Source organism: Bacteroides gallinaceum (genome assembly GCF_030373775.1).
GTDB classification, from domain to species: Bacteria; Bacteroidota; Bacteroidia; order Bacteroidales; family Bacteroidaceae; genus Phocaeicola; species Phocaeicola excrementipullorum.
This window is the reverse complement of the sequence record NZ_JAUDEN010000037.1, coordinates 1-20,855: the sequence shown is the minus strand read 5'-3', so window position 1 is coordinate 20,855 and position 20,855 is coordinate 1. Positions and strand designations below refer to the sequence as shown.

21 protein-coding genes are annotated in these 20,855 nt (G+C 50.6%); 9 read left to right on the top strand and 12 right to left on the bottom strand.

All coding sequences use genetic code 11. From position 1 onward, the window contains the following. The 6 genes from QUW60_RS13955 to QUW60_RS13930 form a co-directional block, all read right to left on the bottom strand. The coding region (locus QUW60_RS13955) for a DNA recombination protein RmuC (protein WP_289561210.1) at window positions 1-1,386 on the bottom strand (1,386 nt) is incomplete at its 3' end. 13 nt (window positions 1,387-1,399) lie between these two features. Beyond that, window positions 1,400-1,984, bottom strand: a complete 585-nt coding sequence (locus QUW60_RS13950; RefSeq protein WP_258338825.1) for a Maf-like protein — start codon at window positions 1,982-1,984, stop codon at window positions 1,400-1,402. A gap of 82 nt (window positions 1,985-2,066) precedes the next feature. Beyond that, window positions 2,067-2,585, bottom strand: a complete 519-nt coding sequence (locus QUW60_RS13945) for a KdsC family phosphatase (protein WP_258338826.1) — start codon at window positions 2,583-2,585, stop codon at window positions 2,067-2,069. Further along, entirely contained in the window at window positions 2,582-3,394 is an 813-nt protein-coding gene (locus QUW60_RS13940) for a Rossmann-like and DUF2520 domain-containing protein (RefSeq protein WP_289561206.1), read from the bottom strand. The genes QUW60_RS13945 and QUW60_RS13940 overlap by 4 nt, the downstream gene beginning before the upstream one ends. A 3-nt stretch (window positions 3,395-3,397) precedes the next feature. Then, window positions 3,398-3,727, bottom strand: a complete 330-nt coding sequence (locus QUW60_RS13935) for a hypothetical protein (protein WP_258338828.1) — start codon at window positions 3,725-3,727, stop codon at window positions 3,398-3,400. After that, window positions 3,705-4,262: a nitroreductase family protein gene (locus QUW60_RS13930; RefSeq protein ID WP_258338829.1), complete on the bottom strand. Its 558-nt coding sequence runs from the start codon at window positions 4,260-4,262 to the stop codon at window positions 3,705-3,707. The genes QUW60_RS13935 and QUW60_RS13930 overlap by 23 nt, the downstream gene beginning before the upstream one ends. Before the next feature lie 75 nt (window positions 4,263-4,337). Between QUW60_RS13930 and QUW60_RS13925 the strand changes: the two genes are divergently transcribed. After that, on the top strand, window positions 4,338-5,306 hold the full coding sequence (locus tag QUW60_RS13925; RefSeq protein WP_289561204.1) for a GNAT family N-acetyltransferase: 969 nt from the start codon (window positions 4,338-4,340) through the stop codon (window positions 5,304-5,306). Here the strand turns inward: QUW60_RS13925 and QUW60_RS13920 are convergent. Continuing rightward, entirely contained in the window at window positions 5,297-5,611 is a 315-nt protein-coding gene (locus QUW60_RS13920; RefSeq protein ID WP_289561202.1) for a hypothetical protein, read from the bottom strand. The genes QUW60_RS13925 and QUW60_RS13920 overlap by 10 nt on opposite strands. Before the next feature lie 16 nt (window positions 5,612-5,627). Here QUW60_RS13920 and mce point away from each other — a divergent pair, with 16 nt between their 5' ends. The 5 genes from mce to QUW60_RS13895 all read left to right on the top strand — a co-directional run bounded on the left by mce (window position 5,628) and on the right by QUW60_RS13895 (window position 10,238). Continuing rightward, window positions 5,628-6,032 carry a methylmalonyl-CoA epimerase gene (gene mce / locus QUW60_RS13915; RefSeq protein WP_258338832.1) on the top strand — a complete coding sequence of 135 codons (405 nt, stop codon included), beginning with the start codon at window positions 5,628-5,630 and terminating at the stop codon, window positions 6,030-6,032. Window positions 6,033-6,118: 86 nt separating this feature from the next. After that, window positions 6,119-7,672, top strand: a complete 1,554-nt coding sequence (locus QUW60_RS13910) for an acyl-CoA carboxylase subunit beta (protein WP_289561201.1) — start codon at window positions 6,119-6,121, stop codon at window positions 7,670-7,672. Window positions 7,673-7,697: 25 nt separating this feature from the next. Then, on the top strand, window positions 7,698-8,627 hold the full coding sequence (locus tag QUW60_RS13905) for an OadG family transporter subunit (protein ID WP_258338834.1): 930 nt from the start codon (window positions 7,698-7,700) through the stop codon (window positions 8,625-8,627). Between the two features lie 19 nt (window positions 8,628-8,646). Further along, entirely contained in the window at window positions 8,647-9,075 is a 429-nt protein-coding gene (locus QUW60_RS13900) for an acetyl-CoA carboxylase biotin carboxyl carrier protein (protein WP_289561199.1), read from the top strand. A 2-nt stretch (window positions 9,076-9,077) separates the two neighbouring features. Further along, window positions 9,078-10,238, top strand: a complete 1,161-nt coding sequence (locus tag QUW60_RS13895) for a sodium ion-translocating decarboxylase subunit beta (RefSeq protein ID WP_258338836.1) — start codon at window positions 9,078-9,080, stop codon at window positions 10,236-10,238. 60 nt (window positions 10,239-10,298) lie between these two features. Here QUW60_RS13895 and QUW60_RS13890 read toward each other — a convergent pair whose 3' ends face one another. The 4 genes from QUW60_RS13890 to QUW60_RS13875 all read right to left on the bottom strand — a co-directional run bounded on the left by QUW60_RS13890 (window position 10,299) and on the right by QUW60_RS13875 (window position 17,171). Next, a complete protein-coding gene (locus QUW60_RS13890) occupies window positions 10,299-12,518 on the bottom strand; it encodes a cytochrome c biogenesis protein CcsA (protein ID WP_289561197.1) in 2,220 nt (739 codons plus the stop codon). Between the two features lie 173 nt (window positions 12,519-12,691). Next, window positions 12,692-14,353 carry a di-heme oxidoredictase family protein gene (locus QUW60_RS13885; protein ID WP_289561196.1) on the bottom strand — a complete coding sequence of 554 codons (1,662 nt, stop codon included), beginning with the start codon at window positions 14,351-14,353 and terminating at the stop codon, window positions 12,692-12,694. A gap of 194 nt (window positions 14,354-14,547) precedes the next feature. Beyond that, complete coding sequence (locus QUW60_RS13880) at window positions 14,548-15,801, bottom strand: imelysin family protein (RefSeq protein ID WP_289561195.1); 1,254 nt, start codon at window positions 15,799-15,801, stop codon at window positions 14,548-14,550. Between the two features lie 41 nt (window positions 15,802-15,842). Then, window positions 15,843-17,171 carry a hypothetical protein gene (locus QUW60_RS13875; RefSeq protein WP_258338840.1) on the bottom strand — a complete coding sequence of 443 codons (1,329 nt, stop codon included), beginning with the start codon at window positions 17,169-17,171 and terminating at the stop codon, window positions 15,843-15,845. 208 nt (window positions 17,172-17,379) lie between these two features. On the opposite strand from QUW60_RS13875, the gene QUW60_RS13870 reads away from it, so the two are divergent. Beyond that, window positions 17,380-17,952 carry an HdeD family acid-resistance protein gene (locus QUW60_RS13870; protein WP_289561194.1) on the top strand — a complete coding sequence of 191 codons (573 nt, stop codon included), beginning with the start codon at window positions 17,380-17,382 and terminating at the stop codon, window positions 17,950-17,952. A gap of 88 nt (window positions 17,953-18,040) precedes the next feature. Here the strand turns inward: QUW60_RS13870 and QUW60_RS13865 are convergent, their stop codons facing one another. Then, window positions 18,041-19,117: a YeiH family protein gene (locus QUW60_RS13865; protein WP_258338842.1), complete on the bottom strand. Its 1,077-nt coding sequence runs from the start codon at window positions 19,115-19,117 to the stop codon at window positions 18,041-18,043. A gap of 163 nt (window positions 19,118-19,280) precedes the next feature. Between QUW60_RS13865 and QUW60_RS13860 the strand changes: the two genes are divergently transcribed. After that, entirely contained in the window at window positions 19,281-19,955 is a 675-nt protein-coding gene (locus tag QUW60_RS13860) for a DUF5715 family protein (RefSeq protein ID WP_289561193.1), read from the top strand. 12 nt (window positions 19,956-19,967) lie between these two features. After that, window positions 19,968-20,729, top strand: a complete 762-nt coding sequence (truA, locus tag QUW60_RS13855) for a tRNA pseudouridine(38-40) synthase TruA (RefSeq protein ID WP_289561192.1) — start codon at window positions 19,968-19,970, stop codon at window positions 20,727-20,729. Window positions 20,730-20,855 lie beyond the last annotated feature (126 nt).

The window sequence follows — 20,855 nt, the reverse complement described above, 5'->3', positions numbered from 1 at the left end:
ATTGTTAAGGGCATCCTTGGTAAAATTGCCGGCATTCTCTTTTCCTTCTGACATGCTGGATGGAAGTTTCTTTTTGGGAATGATACCCAGTTTCCTCAGTTTGTCGGCTTGACTGATGACGTTTCCTTTTCCGTCAGCAAGTTGGTTTTTGGCGGTTTCGTAAGCTTTGGAAGCAGTATTTAACGTGTCCCCGATTTTTTCGAACGTTTCGGTAAAGCTGACGAGCTTGTCGTAGAGCATGCTTCCGCGGTTTACGATTTCCTGAATGTTCTTGAGCTGGTATTCCCGTTTCCACAAGTCCAGTGCCATGCGTAGGGCTGCTATCAGGTTGGTCGGACTCATCAGCACCACTTTCCGCTGGTACGCATAGTTCCACAGGTCATGGTCTGTCTGCAAAGCCAGCAGATAGGCAGGCTCGTTGGGAATGAACATCATCACAAAGTCGGGTGCCTGGGCATCGTATCTTGAATAGTCCTTCCGGCTCAATTCGTCGATGTGCGTCTTGACCGAATTCAGATGCGCTTTCAGGTATTGGCCGCGCTTGTCCTTGTCCTCACATCCTACATAGTTGGCGTATGCTGTCAGCGAAACCTTTGAGTCGATAATGACCTGACGGTTGTCGGGATATTTGACCAGAACGTCCGGCTGCATTTTTTGTCCGGACTCATTTTTGAGCGGTTCCCCGTTTTCGCCTTTCAGAAATTCCTGACGGAAATATTCTTCTCCTTCTCTCAGCCCGGAACGTTCGAGAATTGTTTCAAGAATCATTTCCCCCCAGTTTCCCTGCATTTTTGAGTCACCTTTCAGCGCACGGGTCAGATTGTTTGCCTCGTCGCTGATCTGCCTGTTGAGCTGCATCAGTTCCTTGATGCGGTCTTCGAGCGAGAAACGCTGTTTGGATTCCTTGTCATAAACTTCCGCTACCTGGTGCTTGAACTCCTGTAGGTTATCGCCGAAAGGCTTCAGCAGGGCAGCAAGGCTTTCGGCGTTGAGCTTGTTGAAACTCTCTGTTTTCTGCTGGAAAATGCGGTTGGCGATGTTTTCGAACTCCAGCTTGAACTGATTGTGCAGGTTGGCTATTTCCTCTTTCTGCTGTTCCAGCTTTTCATTCAGGTTGCGGTTTTCCGTTTGCAACGCGGCTTCCCTTTGCCGGCTTCCGTTCAGTTCTTTCACAGCTTCGTTCAATTGCATTCGAAGCAGTTCCTTTTCGCGCTTTTCCTGTTCCATCAAGGCTCCGGCCTTCTGTTCTTCCGCCTTCAGCAAATCTTGCGCGTGTGTCTGCTGCATTTGGATCTGCATGTTAAGAGCCGCGGTCTTGCGCGCTGCGGCAAAATATCCGGTAATGACTCCGGCGGCAAGTCCGATGAGCAAAAAGACCATTTCCATAGCTTCCTCCTGCTCAGATTCTTTTCAGTTCCTTGTAGAGCCGTTGTATGGGAAGTCCCATAACGTTGAAGTACGAGCCTTCCAGTCGAGTCACGCCGATAAAGCCGATCCACTCCTGCACTCCGTATGCTCCGGCTTTGTCCATCGGGCGGTAATTGTTTACATAATGGGTGATTTCTTCTTCGCTGAGCGTGTCGAACGTGACATCCGTTGTAGCCGCGAACGTGCGTTGCATTTCGGCTGTAGTGATACATACGCCGGTGATTACCTGGTGTGTGCGTCCCGATAGCAGGCGGAGCATCCGGCAGGCATCTGCCTCGTCTTTGGGCTTTCCGAGCACTTGTCCTTCAAGGCAGACGATTGTGTCGGCTGTGATGATCAGTTCGTCCGGTTTGATAGACGGGCGATAAGCGTCGGCCTTTTCGCGGGCGATGTACATCGGAATTTCTTCTCCCGTTAGGTTCTCGGGGTAGCTTTCGTCGATACCCGGAAGTATTTTTACTTCATAGTCTATTCCAAGCCCCGAGAGCAGTTCGCGTCTGCGCGGAGAGTTTGAGGCAAGTATGATGTGATATTTCTTCAAGTTTTTCAGTTCCATATCCGTTAAAGCATAGTTAAAGCAGTTAGATAAGCTAGAGGAGGCAGAGAAGCATCGGCTTCGGCCTGCCCCTGCAAGCAGTTTACCATCCGAAGGCCTCCTGGTGCGACATCCATTTCCCCTGGGCGCGGAGCACCTGCTCGATTACGTCACGTCCGCATCCGTAACCTCCGTTGCGGTGAGAGATGTATTTGCAGATGGCCTTGATTTCGGGGGCTGCATCGGCAGGGCAGCAGGGAAGGCCCACCAGTTGCAGTACCTCGTAGTCGGGAATGTCATCGCCCATATAGAGCACTTCTTCTGGCTTGAGGCTGTATTTCTGGAGCAGTTCGTTGTATTCTTTGGTTTTGACCGCGGCTCCCAGATACACATCCTTGATGCCCAGTCCTTCGTAACGCTTTCTGACGGCTTCGGTCTTTCCTCCGGTGATGATGGCCACGTGCAGTCCGCATTTTACGGCCAGCTGGAGTGCATAGCCGTCCTTGATGTTCACCGTGCGCATCGGGTCGCCGTTTGGGTGAAGCCCCACGGTTTCACCGCTCAGCACACCGTCTACGTCGAAGAATAAAGCCTTGATTTTTGTGAGATCGTAATTTATCATCTTGATGTCATTTTGTTGTTGAGTTCATACGTATGGATGCTCCGGCTTATCATACCGTACAGGTCAGCCAGTTCCGGTGCCTCTTTCTTTAGAATGTCCAGGTGCCGGCCGATTACATTCCGGTCGTTCCTCCTGGCCGGACCGGTCTGCGCTTCCAGCGGCGGCAGTTCGTGTATTTTCCGTGCCGTTTCGTCAATCAGCGGGAGCATAGACTCGAAGGGGAGTCCATGGGCAGCAAGCAGCCGGTCGCAGAGGGTATACATGTGGTTGGTAAAGTTGCATGCGAATACGGCTGCGATGTGGAGATACCTGCGCTGCTCGGATGAAGCTTCATAAATTTTCGGACTGACTCTTCCGGCTACTTCTTTCAGCAGGCAGGCATCTTCTTCTGAGTTCGCCTCAATGAAAAAAGGAACGGCAGAGAAATCGACAGCCCGCTGCTTGCTGAAAGTCTGCATCGGATAGAGCACCCCGTATCTGCGAATCTTGCCTTTCCATACGTCCATCGGCATGCTTCCGGCAGTGTGCGCATACAGCGCGTCGGGATTTCCGCTGCATGCGAGCCGTGCGGTGACATCATCAAGCGCGTCGTCTTTGACCGAAACGATATACAGATCCGCTTCGCCCGATATTTGTGTCAGATCGGTCGTATAAGGGCAGTCCGCTTTTCGGGCGAGTGTCTGCGCAGACTCTTGCGTGCGGCTGTATACTTGCACGATGCGGCATCCCTTCTGCATGAGCGCGGGAGCCAGACAGGAAGCGACATTTCCTGCTCCCACGAAAACGATGTTGAAATCCGGTCTTTTCATAGGTCAGCGTGTAGATAAGAAATAAAGCAGGATTCCGATGATCAGCAGTGCAGCAGGAAGCAGGTAGGCCGACATTTGCCCGAGCAGTGAGATGACCAGCCCGATGTTCTGTATCAGCCAGATTCCGGCAAGAATGATTCCAACGGACTTGTCACGTTTGAACCACAGGAATATGACTGACGCATAAAGCAGCATGGTGTCTTTCTGCATCACCCAGGGGAGTCCGGCGCTGCTGAAATGAATCAGCTTGTCCAGCAGATACAGTATCCCCATCACCACAAGGAAGACAGCCGTAGCTTTGTAGGTGTCTTTATTGTTCGTTGCCGTTGCCATTGTCTTCCCTGTATTTGTTGATATGTACCTTTTCCCACCGCAGGTGGCTTTCGTCGAAAGGCTTTCTTTCCATTCCCTTATGGCCGACCGCGATGACTGACAGCACCTGAAGCTGCAGGGGAATGTCCAGCAGTTCATGAATATATTCGTTTGCCGGCGTTCCGTCGGCTGTATACCGTTCGCGCACCTGTATCCAGCAGCTTCCCAAATTCAGGTCTTCTGCCTGCATCAGGATCATTGTCGAAGCTACCGACGCGTCTTCAATCCATACGTCGCTCAGGAGCGGATCGCCCATGACGACGATAGCCAGTGCAGCGTCTTTCACGAACGCTGCGCCAGCGGCCTTGCATTGCGCCAGCTTTCCGAGCGTTTCCTTGTCGTCGACGGCGATGAACTGCCAGCTTTCCGAACGTTTGGATGTAGGCGACATCAGCGCTGCCTTGAGCAGCGTGACCACTTCGTCCTGTGTCAGCTCTTCTTCTGTAAATTTACGCATGCTCCGTCTGCGCTTGACCAGTTCACTGAAATTCTCCATAAAAAAAGTGTTTTGTCCCGACAAATATACTTCATCCGTTTCAAATCCTCAAAAAAAAATCTAAATTTGCATTGTATGGCACTCCGTTTGGCTACATATTATCATGCCGAAGATGTCCCGCCCCTGCCCGGTTCGAATGTCTTTTATTCCGTTGAAATGCTTCAGGCGTTGCAGCAGACTAAAGGTTTCCGTCCGGTGCTGCTCGTGGCTTACGAGGACGGCCGTGCGGTGGGAAAGCTGCTCTGCATCACGCGGCGCAGCCTGCGCTTCCGTTTTTTCTTTACAAAAACATACGTGTACGGCACCGGCGAATATTTCCCTTCGTCATACCGGAAGGATGAGATCTTCAGGGAGCTGCTTGAATACCTGACCCGCTGCTTCAAGGACCGTTCGTTTCTGCTTGAGTTCCGCAATCTGGAGGAGTCATTGTTCGGATACCGGCATTTCCGTGAGTGCGGCTACTTTCCGGTCCGCTGGATGCGTGTGCGCAATTCGATACACGGAAACTGCATAGACAAGTGGATGAGCATTTCCAGAAAGCGTCAGATAAACCGCGGGCTGAAGGGAGGGGCCGAGATGGATATCGCAAGGACGGAAGCCGAAGTGGAAGAATTTTTTGCTCTGCTGAAGCGTTATTATTCGTCCAAGATTCATCGTTATCTTCCGGGCATAGACTTTTTCCTTTCTTTGCTGAGGCAGTCGTCCGAGCGTTCGAAGATCTTTATAGTCAGGTATAAGGGCAAGATTATCGGCGGTTCGGTCTGCTTGTTTTCGGCTGACGACGCGTATTTGCTCTTTTCGGGCGGTTTGCGCAAGAGCTATCCGCTGCTGTATCCCGGCGTGCTGGCCGTCTGGAATGCGATGGTTTATGCACACAACCGCGGCTATTCCCATTTTGAGTTTATTGAGGCCGGACTTCCTTTCAAGAAATACGGTTACCGCGATTTCATTCTCCGTTTCGGGGGCAGGCAGATGAGCAGCCGCCGCTGGTTTCGCGTGGGGTGGGGATGGCTGAACAGGCTTCTGACCAAACTTTATGTCTGAAAGAATAAGCCCTTTCCGACAGGTATGCAAAGCGCTTTTTTCCTGCGATATGCTGCATCTCCAGCCTGGAGATATACATGTTCAGGCTGGAGATGTATATCTTTAAGTTGAAGATATATGTTTTTAATCTGGAGATAAAGAATGTTTCGGGCTGCCTGCGGAATCGCATTGCGGAGGGTGCCTTTTCTTGCTGTTTTGCCAAAAAAAGATGAGGGGTCAAAAAAACGGTGAAAAGTTTCTTTTTTCAGCACATTTTTCTTTTCTTTGTGCAATGTTATTGCATAAAACTGAAATCTTAATACCATTAAAACAAACTTTGTTATGAAAATTTCTCATATCGAACATTTGGGCATCGCTGTGGAAAGTATCGAAAATGCCCTTCCTTATTATGAAAACGTCCTTGGGCTGAAATGTTACAATATAGAAACTGTGGAGGACCAGAAGGTGAAGACCGCATTTTTGAAATGCGGAGAAACGAAAATCGAACTGCTGGAACCCACTTCTCCCGACAGTACCATCGCCAAATTTATTGAGAAGAGAGGTATGGGCGTGCATCACGTGGCCTTTGCCGTGGAAGACGGTGTCGCCAATGCGCTGGCCCAGGCTGAGGAGGCCGGAATCCGTCTGATTGACAAGGCTCCGCGGAAAGGTGCGGAAAACCTGAACATCGCCTTTCTGCATCCCAAATCGACGATGGGCGTGCTGACCGAACTTTGCGAAAAATGAAATGATGCGGGAGGTATCTCCAAGCCTGCTCCGAAGGGGAGGCTCGTTGGCCTTCCGGTTTAAATTAACAATAAAAACAAAATACCATGAGTAACCAACTTGAAAAAGTAAAAGAATTGATCGATCTGCGTGCCAAAGCCCGTTTGGGAGGAGGCGAGAAAGCCATCGAAAAGCAGCACGCAAAAGGAAAATATACAGCCCGCGAACGCATCTCCATGTTGCTTGATGAAGGCAGCTTTGAAGAAATGGATATGTTTGTAGAACACCGCTGCACGAACTTCGGTATGGAAAAGAAGCATTACCTGGGCGACGGTGTGGTTACGGGATACGGAACAATCGACGGACGCCTGGTGTATGTGTTTGCGCAGGACTTCACCGTTTCGGCTGGCTCTCTTTCCGAAACCATGTCGAAGAAAATCTGCAAGGTGATGGACATGGCCATGCGGATGGGCGCTCCGATGATCGGTTTGAACGACTCGGGAGGCGCGCGCATTCAGGAGGGCATCTGTGCCTTGGGAGGCTATGCGGAAATATTCCAGCGCAATATTCTTGCTTCGGGCGTGATTCCGCAGATTTCAGGAATCTTCGGCCCATGTGCGGGAGGAGCCGTTTATTCGCCGGCACTGACTGACTTTACGCTGATGATTGAAGGCACGTCTTATATGTTCCTTACGGGTCCGAAGGTCGTAAAATCCGTAACCGGAGAAGACGTGACGCAGGAGAACCTGGGAGGTGCGAGCGTGCATTCAACCCGTTCGGGCGTGACTCATTTTACGGCTTCGACGGAAGAGGATGGTCTGGCGCTGATCCGGAAACTGCTGAGTTATCTGCCTCAGAACAATCTGGAAGAACCGCCATATGTAGACTGTACCGACCCGATCGACCGCCTGGAGGATTCGTTGAACGAAATCATTCCCGACAGTCCGAACAAGGCGTATGACATGTACGAGGTGATCGGCGCAATCGTGGATAACGGCGAGTTCCTCGAAGTCCAGCAGGATTTTGCAAAGAACATCATTGTCGGATTCGCGCGTTTCAACGGACAGTCGGTCGGTGTGGTGGCAAACCAGCCCAAGACGCTGGCGGGCGTGCTCGACTGCAATGCATCGCGCAAGGGAGCACGCTTTGTGCGCTTCTGCGATGCGTTCAATATCCCTATCGTTTCGTTGGTTGACGTGCCGGGATTCCTGCCGGGAACGGGACAGGAATACAATGCCGTTATCCTGCACGGGGCCAAGCTGCTTTATGCATACGGTGAAGCCACAGTTCCTAAGGTGACCATTACTTTGCGCAAGTCTTACGGAGGCTCGCACATTGTGATGAGCTGCAAGCAGTTGAGGGGCGACATCAATTACGCATGGCCTACTGCCGAAATCGCCGTGATGGGCGGAGCGGGAGCCGTGGAAGTGCTCTATGCGAAGGAAGCTAAAGAGGCTGCCGATCCGAAAGCGTTCATGGCAGAAAAAGAGGCGGAATATACCAGACTGTTCGCCAATCCCTATAATGCGGCAAAGTATGGATATATCGACGATGTAATCGAACCGCGCAATACACGTTTCCGCATTATTCGTGCCTTGCAGCAGCTGCAGACCAAGAAGCAGACTAATCCTGCCAAGAAGCATGGGAATATTCCATTGTAATGACAAACTTTAAATGAAGATGATTATGAAGAAACCGAAAATCGGAATATTTCTTTCGCTGCTTCTGTTCGTGGGCCTGGTGTCGTGTACGGGAAGCAAGACCGAAAGCAAGCTGGTCATCAATGAGGTGCTTACCGACAATGTGAGCAATTTTCAGGATGATTATGGCGTTCACAGCGGTTGGATTGAAATATTCAACAAGGCATTCAAGACGGAAAATCTGGCAGGCTGCCTGATAAAGGTGAGCTCCGAGCCGGGGGATACCGTCACTTATTTCATACCGAAGGGGGATGTGCTGACCAAAATGCCGCCCCGCCAGCACCTGTTGTTCTGGGCTGATGGAGCGCCGCGCAGGGGAACGTTCCATACAAATTTTGTGTTGAGCAAGACATCCGACAATTGGATCGGATTGTATGATTCCGGACGGAACCTGATGGACGAGGTGGTCGTTCCCGGAGGACTGCTGAAGCCTAACCAGTCGTATGCGCGTGTTACGGACGGTTCTGCCACATGGGAAGTGAAGGATGACAGTGAAGAAAAGTATGTCACTCCGAGCACCAACAACCAGACCATTGAAAGCAATCCGAAGATGGAGAAATTCGAGCAGCACGATCCGGTAGGGGTCGGCATGACTGTTACTGCAATGTGCGTGGTGTTCGTGGGATTGATCCTGCTTTACATCTGTTTCCGCTTTGTCGGCAAACTGGCTGTCAAGCTCCGCAAGCAGAATGCGATGAAAGTTCACAACGTAACCGACAAGACGGAAGCGAAAGAACGGGGCTTCGGAGAGGCTCCGGGCGAAGTGATAGCAGCTATCACAATGGCATTGCACGAGGCTCAGGGAGCCGATCATGACGTGGAAGAAACGATCCTGACCATCAGTCGTGTGAAGAGAAGCTATTCTCCGTGGAGCTCGAAGATTTATACCTTGCGTGAAACCCCTCATAGAAAATAACCTTTAATAATAGAAAGACATGAAAGAATATAGATATAAAATCAACGGAAATCTTTATAAAGTGGCTGTGGGAGATGTTGAGGAAAACCACGTGCGCGTGGAAGTGAACGGCACAGCCTATGTGGTGGAGCTTGAAAAGAAGAAAAGCCCTCGGATAAAACCTGTGCTGCGCACCGCTTCTACGTCGCCGGCAGCTCCTCCTCCCGCCATCAGCCGTCCGGCTCCTATCGGCGGAAAATCCGGAGTCAAGTCACCGCTGCCCGGTGTGATACTCGAAATTAAAGTGAAGGAAGGAGATGTAGTGAAGCGCGGACAGACTTTGGTTGTGCTTGAAGCCATGAAAATGGAAAATGACATCAAGGCAGACCGTGACGGAAAAGTGACAGCCGTCAAGGTGAGCAAAGGAGAGTCAATTCTTGAAGGTACTGATCTTGTAATCATCGAGTAGTTATGGGCGATTTTCTTAATTTTCTTCAGAACAATCTTGCCGACTTTTGGACCTATACGGGGTTCTATAATGCTACGGCAGGACATGTGGTGATGATTCTGGTCGGCATATTCTTTATATATCTTGCCGTAGCAAAAGAATTTGAACCGATGTTGCTGATTCCGATCGGGTTCGGTATTCTGGTTGGCAATATTCCTTTCAACATGGATGCCGGCCTCCAGGTGGGCATTTATGAAGAGGGATCAGTGTTGAACATCTTGTACCAAGGGGTTACTTCGGGATGGTATCCGCCGCTGATATTTCTCGGTATCGGTGCCATGACCGACTTTTCAGCCTTGATTTCCAATCCGAAGCTGATGCTGATCGGCGCTGCCGCTCAGTTCGGTATCTTCGGCGCGTATATTGCTGCCTTGTGGCTTGGGTTTGATCCCATGCAGGCTGCTTCTATCGGCATTATCGGCGGTGCCGACGGTCCGACGGCCATTTTCCTTTCTTCCAAGCTGGCACCGAATCTGATGGGAGCCATTGCCGTTTCAGCTTATTCCTACATGGCGTTGGTTCCGGTGATCCAGCCGCCGGTGATGCGTTTGCTCACGACGAAGAAAGAACGGCTGATCCGCATGAAGACTCCGCGTGCCGTATCTCATACGGAAAAGGTGATGTTTCCGATTATCGGTCTGCTTCTGACTTGCTTTCTGGTGCCTTCCGGACTTCCGTTGCTGGGAATGCTCTTCTTCGGCAACCTTCTGAAAGAAAGTGGTGTGACACGCCGCCTGGCAGAAACGGCTCGTGGTCCGCTGATTGATACGATTACCATGTTGCTCGGATTAACGGTGGGGGCTTCTACTCAGGCTTCGGAATTCCTTACATGGAACTCGCTTAAGATTTTTGCTTTGGGAGCGTTCTCATTCATTGTGGCTACAGCTTCGGGTGTTCTTTTTGTCAAGATTTTCAATCTGGTGTTGAAGAAAGACGACAAGATCAATCCGCTGATTGGAAATGCCGGTGTGTCTGCCGTACCGGATTCGGCACGTATTTCGCAGATTGTAGGAGCTGAGTATGATCCTACAAATTATTTGTTGATGCATGCCATGGGGCCGAATGTGGCCGGAGTGATCGGATCGGCTGTTGCAGCCGGTATTCTGCTGGGATTCTTGATATAATGGAATAGTCATGTCAGCAGCGGGGTGGCAAGGGCGCAGGCTTCTTGCCACCCCGTTCTTTTATGCGTAGCTGTGAAGTCCGGCCATGAAGAAATTGACGCCGAAATATGTTATCAGCACTGAAAGGAACGCGATGATGCAGAACCAGTGAAAGAACATCGGCCTTTTGAAGTAGGGAAGCGAGTCTGTATGGAATGCGGCAGAGTAAATCATCAGTGTGATTAGTGCCCAAGTTTCTTTGGGATCCCATCCCCAGTAGCGTCCCCATGAAACATTTGCCCAGACTGCGCCGATGAAGATTCCTGAAGCGAGCAGAAAAATCGCGGGATACAGCAAGATCCGGTTTATGATGTAGAGTCGTTCGACCGCTTCATTCTGTGTTTTTCCTGCATATCGGATGATCAGGGCTGCCGTACCGTTTAGCATGAGAAAAGCCAGTAGCGCATACGAAATCATGATGGTCAGCACATGGATGCTGAGCAGCGGTGATGCAAGTACCGGCATCAGCGGAGTGATGGGGGGATTTGACTCTCCAAGCATGGAAACAAGCAGGGAGAATCCGCAGATGATGAAGCCGAAGGCAATGGACATCTCAAATCTCTTCCTGAAGAGCAGGGAAATCAATGAAGCGCATGCCGCCATAGCCTGCATCGTTTCAAATCCGTTTGAAACAGGAATGTGTCCGCTGATATAGCTGCGCAGTCCGATCAGTATCGCAAGAAAGACAAACAAAAGGCCGAGCAGTGCAGACTGGATCATGGATATCCGTTTTTCGGTTTTGCTTTTCAGGGTCTGGTTTCTTACCAGCTTCCGGCAGTTATGGATGAATGCGAAAAGGCCGATTACCAGGCAGCAGAAGGCAGGAATCTTGGTGTAGTTCAGGCTGTTGTAGAGCTTTTCTGCTTCAATCTGCCTGTCGGATGGAAGCGTTCCGCTTGCTGTTTTCTGCTGGTATTTTCTGATTTTGCCGGCGATTTCCCTAATCGACGCTTCGTCGTTTCTCATCACCTGCTCGCTCAGAAGTCCCAGGCTTTTCCGGATAAAGAGCCATTGGTCTGCCGGCAAGTCGTCAGGAAGCCGGTCCACAGGGGAGAACCAGCGTATCTTTCCGTTTTCCCGGCAGGGAAATATCCTCAGCATGCTTCCTGTCGCCACCATGCTGATCAGATTGAATTTTTCGTTGGCTTCGTTTATTTCCCGCTTGTATTTTGTATCTTGTTCCAGCCCGCTGTCTTTTAGTTTGTATCCTTCCGCTCCGAAGAAATCGTTCAGACAGGCGTATTGCCCTTTGATGCCCAGCATTCGCTGCACGGCTTTGCTTTTGATGCGGATGATCGGCTCCGTTTTCCAGTCGTCGTAGAAAAAGAACCACCCGGTAAGCACCTGTTCTCCGTTCAGTCCTTTATAGTTGGATTTTCCGTATATCTTGAGAGTGAAATCTTTCGCTAATGTTTGCAGCGGGCAGATCCTGTCTTGGTGATAAAGATAAATGCCATTTATGCTTGATGCCGATTCCTTAGACAGGTGCTTCGGTTGTTCCGCAGCAAATGCTGTGAGTGACGGGCAAAGCAGCAAGCATACGGCCGTTGATGCTTTTCGCAAAACCGGATGGCGCAGCAGTCGGCGGAAGGCACTGTGTCTTTGGAAGAAGAATCCGCAGATGGAAACCAGAAGCAGAAGATATCCGGCATATGTAATGGCGATTCCCCATGGATCATAAGATACGGCAAGGGTGCTTCCTTTCATGTCCTTGTCGTAAGAGGACTGGTAAAAGCGGTAGTGACGGTAAGAAAAGATGTTGTTCATGGAAATGTCTGCTTCGATGGCGTTTCCGTTGTCTGTAATGCGGATACGGCTTGTAAAATCCATTGGAGCGGCACTTCCTTCGTAATAGTCGATGTAGAAATCAGTCAGTTGGATCTGGAAAGGGAAGCTTTCTTCCTTATGCGACGCGGCAAACGAAGCCGAAGGCCGGTCGCCGACACGCAGATGGATGCTTCCCTGCCTGCCGTTCAGGTAAGTGGCAAAGGCTCCTGCCAGAATGACGAGGAATGCAAGATGGAGCAGGAGAGAGAACGGACTTTTCTGCAATTTCCGCTTGAAGATATAAATGGCGGATGCAACTGCTGCCGTGCCCCATGCGGCGATGAATAATGGTGAACTGTAAATGGAAGACGATCCGGGAGAAGTGCCTCCCATTTTTTCCAGAACTGTGGCGGCTATCATTAAGATGATTAGTGCTCCGGCCGTTCCGAAACAGAGGTGTTTGATAATTCTCATTGTAAGTCTGTTGTTGGCGTTTATTCCCGAAAAACGTCCCGTCGCTCGGTTGCGGATAAAAGCTACGGGACGTTTGGGAAACGGCAGGATGCGGCAGAGTGCCTGTGCTGAGCGGAATCATTTGCGAGCCCGTTTGCATCTGGGCATATAACGGCGCATCCTTGTTATAGGGGTTAGATGGAATCGATGAACTTTACGATTGCGTCACGGTCTTCTTTGGAAAGCTGGCGGAATTTTTCTGTCGTTTCATAGGCATCGCTTTCCTTGCTGGTTCCGTGCCACATGATCGCTTCGGTCGTGGTACGTGCGCGGCAGTCGTGAAGACGGTCTGCATACTCGGCTCCCGTACATCTCTGGTGTAGTCCGCGCCCCCAAAGCGGAGTCGTGCGGCACCAGCCTGTGCGGATGTCATTCTGCATATGCAGCTTGTGCTGGATCATGTCTGAGTAAGGCCATATTTTCTGATTCGGATAACGCGGCAGTTCGTTGGCTGTTGATCCGGTAAAGAAGCCTGCCGGATCGCGTATCTCGTCGTTTCCGGTTGTCCAGCTTGGCTTGTGGCAATAAGCGCAGCCGATTTGTTCGAAGAGTTCTTTTCCTCTCAGCACTTCTTCATCGTCTATATTGCGTGCGGCCGGTACCGCCAGCCCTCTGTGCCATACCATCAGATCGATGTAGCTTTGGTCTGATATCTCAGCTTCAAGGCTGGTAGCGTTCAGGTAATTGAGGATGTTTTGTTCCATGTCGGCTGTGTGCCAGTCGCTGTGTTTCTTTTCCGGATCAACCTGCGCAATGTAATCGGCAAATCCAGCCTGTACGTCCGGATCTTGTGCGGCAGCCTTTGCATAGTATCCGCCAGCATCCTTATAGTGATATTTCCGGTCGCTTCGTGTAACGTTTGTAATGTTCCAGAAAGCATTTGCTCCGGCCGCATCCTGCAATGGTCCGCGGCTTAGTGCATACGTGAAACGGTACGGATACTTCTTTCCGTCGGATGTGGCTTCCTTGCTTGTATATTGGTTTGTCCATTCGCCGTTCTGAAAGAAAGCGGGATTGATGCCGTTCTTCAGATAACCGTCTTTTTCTTGCTTTGCATATTCCGCTTTCAGATCCTCGTCGCTGATGGCATCGAGCAGCCCTGTTCCGTAAATGCCGATGGTCGATTCCAGACGCACTTCATAGCTTCCCATGTCTGCATCCGACAGAACGCCTTCATTGTAAGCGTAAACAGCGTCTTTAGGCAGTGTCACTTCCGGATATCTCAGACTGTAAGTTTCTCCGTCGGGAAACTTGTTTCCGTATGCGTCAGTATATTCATGCCATGTCAATATGACTTTTGATTCATCGAGGGGAGCCTTGAACGGAACAGTCGCGTGTCCTTGAGGCATTCCTGCAAGCCAGTTGACATATGCATTGGTTGAAGGATTGTATACAACCAGCAGATAGCCATTGCCCATGTCGTTTGTTTGGAACGGACCGTCGGGCTGGCTTTTGCCATGTCCGTATCCCGGATGGCAATGCATGCATGAGCTTCGTACGTAAGTCGGGCCTAAACCGCCGCGTACACCGTCGGGGTTGCTGACAAACACTTTTTCAAAAAGCTGTTCGCCTCGCTTGAATGACAGGGTCATGTCTGCATTTTCTACCGCCGGTGTCGGCTGTTCGTATGCGGCGGATGTTGAAATGAACGCGGTTCCCAGTTCGCCGCCGGTGTAATACCATTCCGGCAGTTCCTGGTTTTCCTGATTGTTTTCCGGATCAGTAGCCGGATTTTCATCACTGCAGGCTGTTAATCCTGTGAGTAATAGTGTACTGAGCAAATAAATTTTTTTCATAAAACAACATTGAGTCAGTTATAAAAGATGGGTATGTCATCTCAAAGCTTTTGCTTTGAGATGACTTTGCAAACGGTGCGCCGTGCTGCGTGCAGCCGGGAAAATCGTGTGCCGGTCCGATAACAGTCGAATGGAGGGCTGCACGCATCTTGTTGTGCTGCACGCAGAACGACCAATGCATGGACGCTTCGGTATCAATTGTTCTGGATAGCGTTCATCACTTCATCCAAAATATCGTTTACATCCTGGCAGGCTTTTTGTGCGGCCAGATTCACTTGTTCGTATTGCGGATCGCGGGCTGTGGATGCAAACGGCTCTTTCATGTTTCCGATGGCTTCGATGGCTCCCTCGATGGTATTGATGACTTTCGTGTCCAGTTCCGGGTCGACGGTTTTGATGTAGTCGCTTAACGAGTGTTCGACCGGCTGGATGTAGTTTTCTGTCACTCCATTTTCCGTTTGATACCCCATGTAGGCGGTGCGGACACTCTTCAGGTTGTCGATGAAGTCGGTGATTGAGTTCAGTGCATACGGAGATTCGATGTAGTTGGCATCGTTTTCCACACCGTTGCCGATCGGGTTGCCAATTTTTTGTCCTCCCACTTCGTCAGCAATGTCTTGGGCGCCTACCAGCAGCTCCTGCACAGCTTCTGCATATGATTTGTATTTGCTTCCGCCCTGTCCGGCGTTTTTCATCGATTCGCCGTAATAGAAAGTCGGTTCCAGTTCTGCGTCTGCCAGATAAGTCCATTTTTCAGAAGATTCGCTGTATGTGCCTTCGTCTGCCCATGAAATCTCCAGGCGTACACACTGGTTGCGCAAGTCATCGGCTACAGCGGCCATATAATAAAGCTCGTTTGCAGTGAATTTGCCTGCCGGGCGCGGACTGGTCTGGTCGGTTGTTGCGTTTGCCGGCTCAAACAGCATGTATTCGATGGCGTGAAATCCCAGCAAGCCTTGTCCCAGGCTGTTGCTCACATAGGTGGCGGCGCTTTCTTCGTCTTTCATCTGTGCCATCTGGCTTTCATTGTTCAGCATGTTCTCCATCGCTGTCTTGTCCAGCGGCCAGGTATCGATATGCGGATCAATATTGTAGTCGGCGGCAGCTCCGTACAGCCATGCTTCACTTAGCTCCCAGTAACGGCGGGCAGTAATCCATTTCTCTCCGGCTTGCTTTACCATGTCCTCCGTCAGGTTTGAAGGGCCTGCGTTGCACATGGCGCGGCATGCGTCGGCCAGCTCGATTGCAGCGTCAGCCAGTCCTTTGTATGTAGGGACGACCGACTTGTTCACATAGTCTTCAATGACTGCCTTCAGCGCCTGTTCCTGTTGGCTCAATTCTTCAGGTTCCGGAGTGTTTTCGTTGTCACTGCAGGCAGAAAAGCCTGTCATGAAAGATGCACCCAGTACCATGTACGCAGATGCCATCAATACATTTTTCATTTTCATTTTCGTTCTGTTTTTTTGTTATCTGTATCTGATCATTCATTTTATAGATTGAAAAGTCCTGCGTAAGCGATGCCGAACGAGAGAGCAGGTTCGTTGTTGTATTGCTTTTTCAGGAGCCCTATAGCGTATTCCCCCTTGATGACAATCTCCTTCATCGGATAGTAGTTTATGCCGGCAGCGATGCGGTGGCGGCTGCACCAGTCATATTTCAATACGTTTCCTGCCATCTTGTGCATGGAATCGTAGTAGTCGTAGCGTGCAAACACATAAAACTTTTGTTCTTTTTGGCGCATCTTGCTGATTTGGGAGAATATGTCGTATCCGGCTTCAATGCCTCCGGCGATAGCGTCAGAAGCTACGTTTTGTTTGGGCGACGGAGCGTCGTCGCGGTATTTCTTGTTGACGGCTGTGATGGCATCGGCATCAGAGAGGTGCCCGTAGTCGAAGTTTCCTCTGACAACCCAGTTGTGCGCATTGTAGTGGAAGTCGAAAGCTCCGATTCCCACTGTTCCTTTGATGTCTTTATATCCAGCTTTCGGTTCGGTCAGGTGGTTATTGAAAGAATTGCCCACATATCCGCTTAATGAAAGGCGCAGTCCGGGGACGGAGAAATTGTCGATGCGGAAAGCCCCCGCTATGGAATTGCCTATCTTGAATTCGTAAGGGCTGGCCGCTCCGTCTTTGATCCAGTTTTCACGGCCGAAGCGGTCGGAGTCGAGTCCAGGCATCAGCATGGCTTCATATCTCCAGTCGCCTGCCTGCCCCCAGATGCTGACGCCTGTTTCGTGCCATGTGCAAGGCAGAATCGTGTTTTCTCCGGCGGGCCGGTAAACCCCGAAAAACTCTGTAGGAGTGTGGTGCATGTTTGTTCCGCCTACAGGAACGATCATGTGTCCGATTTTGATGTTGAACTGCCGGCAGAAGGATTTCTGGATCCAGAACTGCTCGAGGGCAACCTCTCCGCCTCGTTCGATTTCGCTTTCGTATTCGCCTCCTTCTTCGTCTTCAATCTCGACGGCACTTTCGGTGCCTCCATGCTCGAATTCGATTTCAGTGCCCATAGTCCATCCTTTGCCGAAATCATATCCGAAGAAGAGCACAACATGCGGCAGGTCAAACCGTCCGTGCTTGCTGTTGCTGTTTCTGTACTTTTCGGCATCTGTGTATCTCAGGTAGTTGTCACTGAAGAAGTTGCGGCTGTATGCCGCTTCGCCGTAGCCTCCGATTGTGAAGCGTGATTTCTTTTTGGCAGGCTGTTCCTGCTTTTCATCCGCTGCGTCTGAATGGTTGTTTGCTGATTCGCCTGCTGCGAACGCATGTGCATAACATGCTGCAAGAATGAGGGAGAATAAAAATACTTTTCCTTTCATTTTTCTTCTTTGCTTTTTGTTGTTTTTAACGGAAGCAAAGTTATGGGGATGCAGAAAAGCGGGCAATACCTATATATAGGTAAAAAAAGATATTAAATACTAAAGAGTAGGTATGATCGGTTGCCGGATTTGGGATTTTATGCTGTATCTGTTTGTTATATCGTACTTCTTTCTTATATTCGTGACTATATTTTAAACCCCGTTTTGTATGAATTCATTAAATTATGGCATCATCAGTTCTTTGTGTGCGCTGGTAATCGGTGTGCTGCTTGTGGCGTGGCCCGATGTGGCCGTTACTTATCTGGTGATAACGATTGGCGCGCTGTTTCTTATTCCCGGGCTGTTCGGGATCTTTTCCTATTTTTATGTACGGCGGAAGATGAGGCAGGAGAATGTGCGAGTGATATTTCCTGTAGTTGCGCTGGGCAGTGCCTTTCTCGGGTTATGGCTTATTCTTACGCCGGCCTTTTTTGTGACTATCCTGATGTATGTGCTGGGTGTGCTGCTTCTGCTGGGAGGGCTGAACCAGTTGTCAGGGCTTTTGGTTGCCAGACGGTATTTTGCAGTTCCTTTGGTGATGTATTTCATACCAGTGCTGATTGTGGCATCCGGTCTGGTTGTCCTGTTCAACCCGTTTGAGGCGGCCATGGTTCCTTTCATCATGCTGGGCATATCGTTTATCGTTTATTCGCTGACAGACGTTGTGCGCCTTATCCGTTTCCATAAAAAGGAGGCGAAGATTCAGGACGTTACGCCGATAGAGGAAATAAAGGAAGATTGATCTTGGCAGAAGCAGCGCGAAGGCAGAGAGAGCGGGTGCTGAAGATTGCATTGAGGCCCGGCTCCGTACCTTCGCGTTTTCATGTTTTTTATCCGATCATGGGCACGAGGTATTTGGTAAGCAGATAGCCTCCTCCCACCAGCCATACATAAAGCAGTCCGGCCAGGACGAAGGGGCGTGCTCCGGCTTGCTTGAACTTCTCGATGCTGGTGTCTGTTCCGAGTGCGGTCATTGCCATGGTCAGCATGAAGGTGTCGATGTATTCGATGGCACCGTTCAGCGGAATCTCTTTCACGCTCTCCACTCCCAGCGCATATTGCAGCAGCGAGTTCAGGCAGATTATCCCGATGAATCCGAAAGCGAACCAGGGTATGGTGATCTTGCTTTTTTCGGCCTTTCCCTCGGGTGAAGCCTTTTTGCGTCCGGCCAGTGCAAAGCTCATGATTACGAGTACGGGAGCCAGCATCATCACACGGATCATCTTTGTGATGGTGGCCGTTCCGGCTATGCCAAGCGTATCGGTAGGATCCATTGCGTTCCCGGCTCCGGCCACATGAGCGACTTCGTGCAGGGTGCTTCCGGTATAGATTGCAACCCCTGTGTCAGTCAGTCCGTCGAGGATTCCCGTGCGGTACATGATCGGGTAGAGGAACATGGAGATGGTTCCGAAAATCACGACCGTAGATACGGCAATGGCCGTCTTGTGTCCTTCGCATTTCACTACAGGCTCGGCTCCAAGCACGGCGGCCGCACCGCAGATGGCACTTCCGGTAGAAGTCATCAGTGAAGTGTCCTTGTCCATTTTCAGCAATTTTCCCAGCCATATTCCTAAAAAGATAGTCCCTGCCACGATGATTGTGTCGATGATAACCGCAGGAAGTCCCACGGCGGCCACTTGGGTCAGCGTGAGGCGGAATCCGTAGAGCACGATGCCTGCGCGCAGGATTTGCTTCGTGCAGAACTTGATGCCGGGAACCCAGGTTTCGGGCAGCTTGTTGCGCAAGCTGTTGGCATACAGCATGCCCAGAATGATTCCTACAATCAGCGGACTGAATGAGAGGCTTTTTACGAACGGTATTTCGGCGATGTAGAATGCCGCAAACGAAAAGAGGGCGATCAGCAGAATGCCGTGCAGCGTGTTGGCTCTGTTTCCTTTTTCAAACATATCGATAATCGGTTTTAAGTTGTTTTTTCCGCCTGCAAAGGTAGGCCTTTTCCATGAATTGTCCTATTCACATTTTTTTATGGGGTATAATCAAAAGTAATAACGGGATAGAGGTTTGCGAATTTTGCGTATCTTTGCGTCTGCTAAAAAGAAGACAGAGAATATGAAGAAACTATTGCATTCGTGCGTTGCGCTCGCGTTGTTTTCCGCCATGATTGTGGCCGGATGCGGAGAAGAGAAAAAAGACATGTCAATGAAAATGAACAACCCGCACAATATCCGTGGCGTAATCAGCTACAAGCGTTCGTTCGGCGACCTGAACGATGTACAGTTGGCTACGGCGAAGAAAATCGGCATCCGTCCGATGGAAAGCCGTGAGAGTGCGGCCGAGATGGAAGGCCGGTTGGTTGAAATCGCGCCTTGCGAGCTGTATGGCATGGACTCGCTTACCCATTCCATTCCGTTCCTGATTCCGCAGGCCAGTGCGTTGCTGGATACGATCGGGGCGAACTTTCTTGACTCGCTGGAGAACAAGGGACTGAATCCGAACCGTGTGATCGTGACCTCGGTGACACGCACGAAGGATGACGTGAAGCGCCTGCGGCGTACAAACATGAATGCTTCGCTGAAGTCGTGCCATTTCTATGGAACGACGTTCGACATCAGCTGGAAGCGTTTTGAGAAGGTGGAGGATCCCGGCGGACGCCCGATGCAGGATGTCAGTGCGGATACGCTGAAGCTGGTGCTTTCGGAGGTGCTGCGTGATCTGCGCAAGGCCGACCGGTGCTATGTGAAGTATGAACTTCGCCAGGGATGTTTCCATATTACCGCACGCTAACCCCCGCAGGCTATGTTCAGGTATTTCATTTATTTGGCATACGACGGCACGAACTACCATGGCTGGCAGATGCAGCCTAACGGTGTGAGCGTGCAGGAAACGCTTGTCAAGGCTTTGGTCACCTTCTTGCGTGACGATGCGATAGGAGTTACGGGAGCCGGACGTACGGATGCCGGTGTGCATGCACGTCTGATGGTGGCGCATTTCGATTTGGAACGGATGGCTGATCCGGATCTGATGGCTGACAAGCTGAACAGAATCCTTCCGCCCGACATCTCCGTATATAAGGTGCGCCGTGTCCGCCAGGATGCGCATGCCCGCTTCGATGCCACCTACCGCACTTATAAGTATTATGTCACCACACGGAAAGATCCGTTCAACCGGATGTATGTGTGGCGGATATTCCAGCGGCTGGATTTCGGGCGGATGAACGAGGCTGCGCGCACGCTGCTGGAGTATACCGATTTCACAAGTTTCAGCAAGCTCCATACGGACGTGAAAACCAATAACTGCCGTATCATGCAGGCCGTCTGGGAGCAGACAGGCGAGGATGAATGGGTTTTCACGATACAGGCCGACCGCTTTTTGCGCAACATGGTGCGCGCCATTGTGGGCACGCTGGTGGAAGTGGGGAGAGGCAAGCTCTCGGTGGAAGGCTTCCGCCAGATCATAGAAAAGAAAGACAGGTGCAGTGCGGGGACATCCGCTCCGGGAAACGCCTTGTTTCTGGTAGACATAGGCTATCCGGATGACTTGTTTGTGGACTGCCCATAAAAATGTGCCGTCAGACGAACCTCTTCACTGGAGTGATACGATCTCCTCACTGGAGTGATGCGATGTCTTCACTAGAGTGATACGATCTCTTCACTGGAGTGAAGAGGTAAAGGCAGCGGCACATTC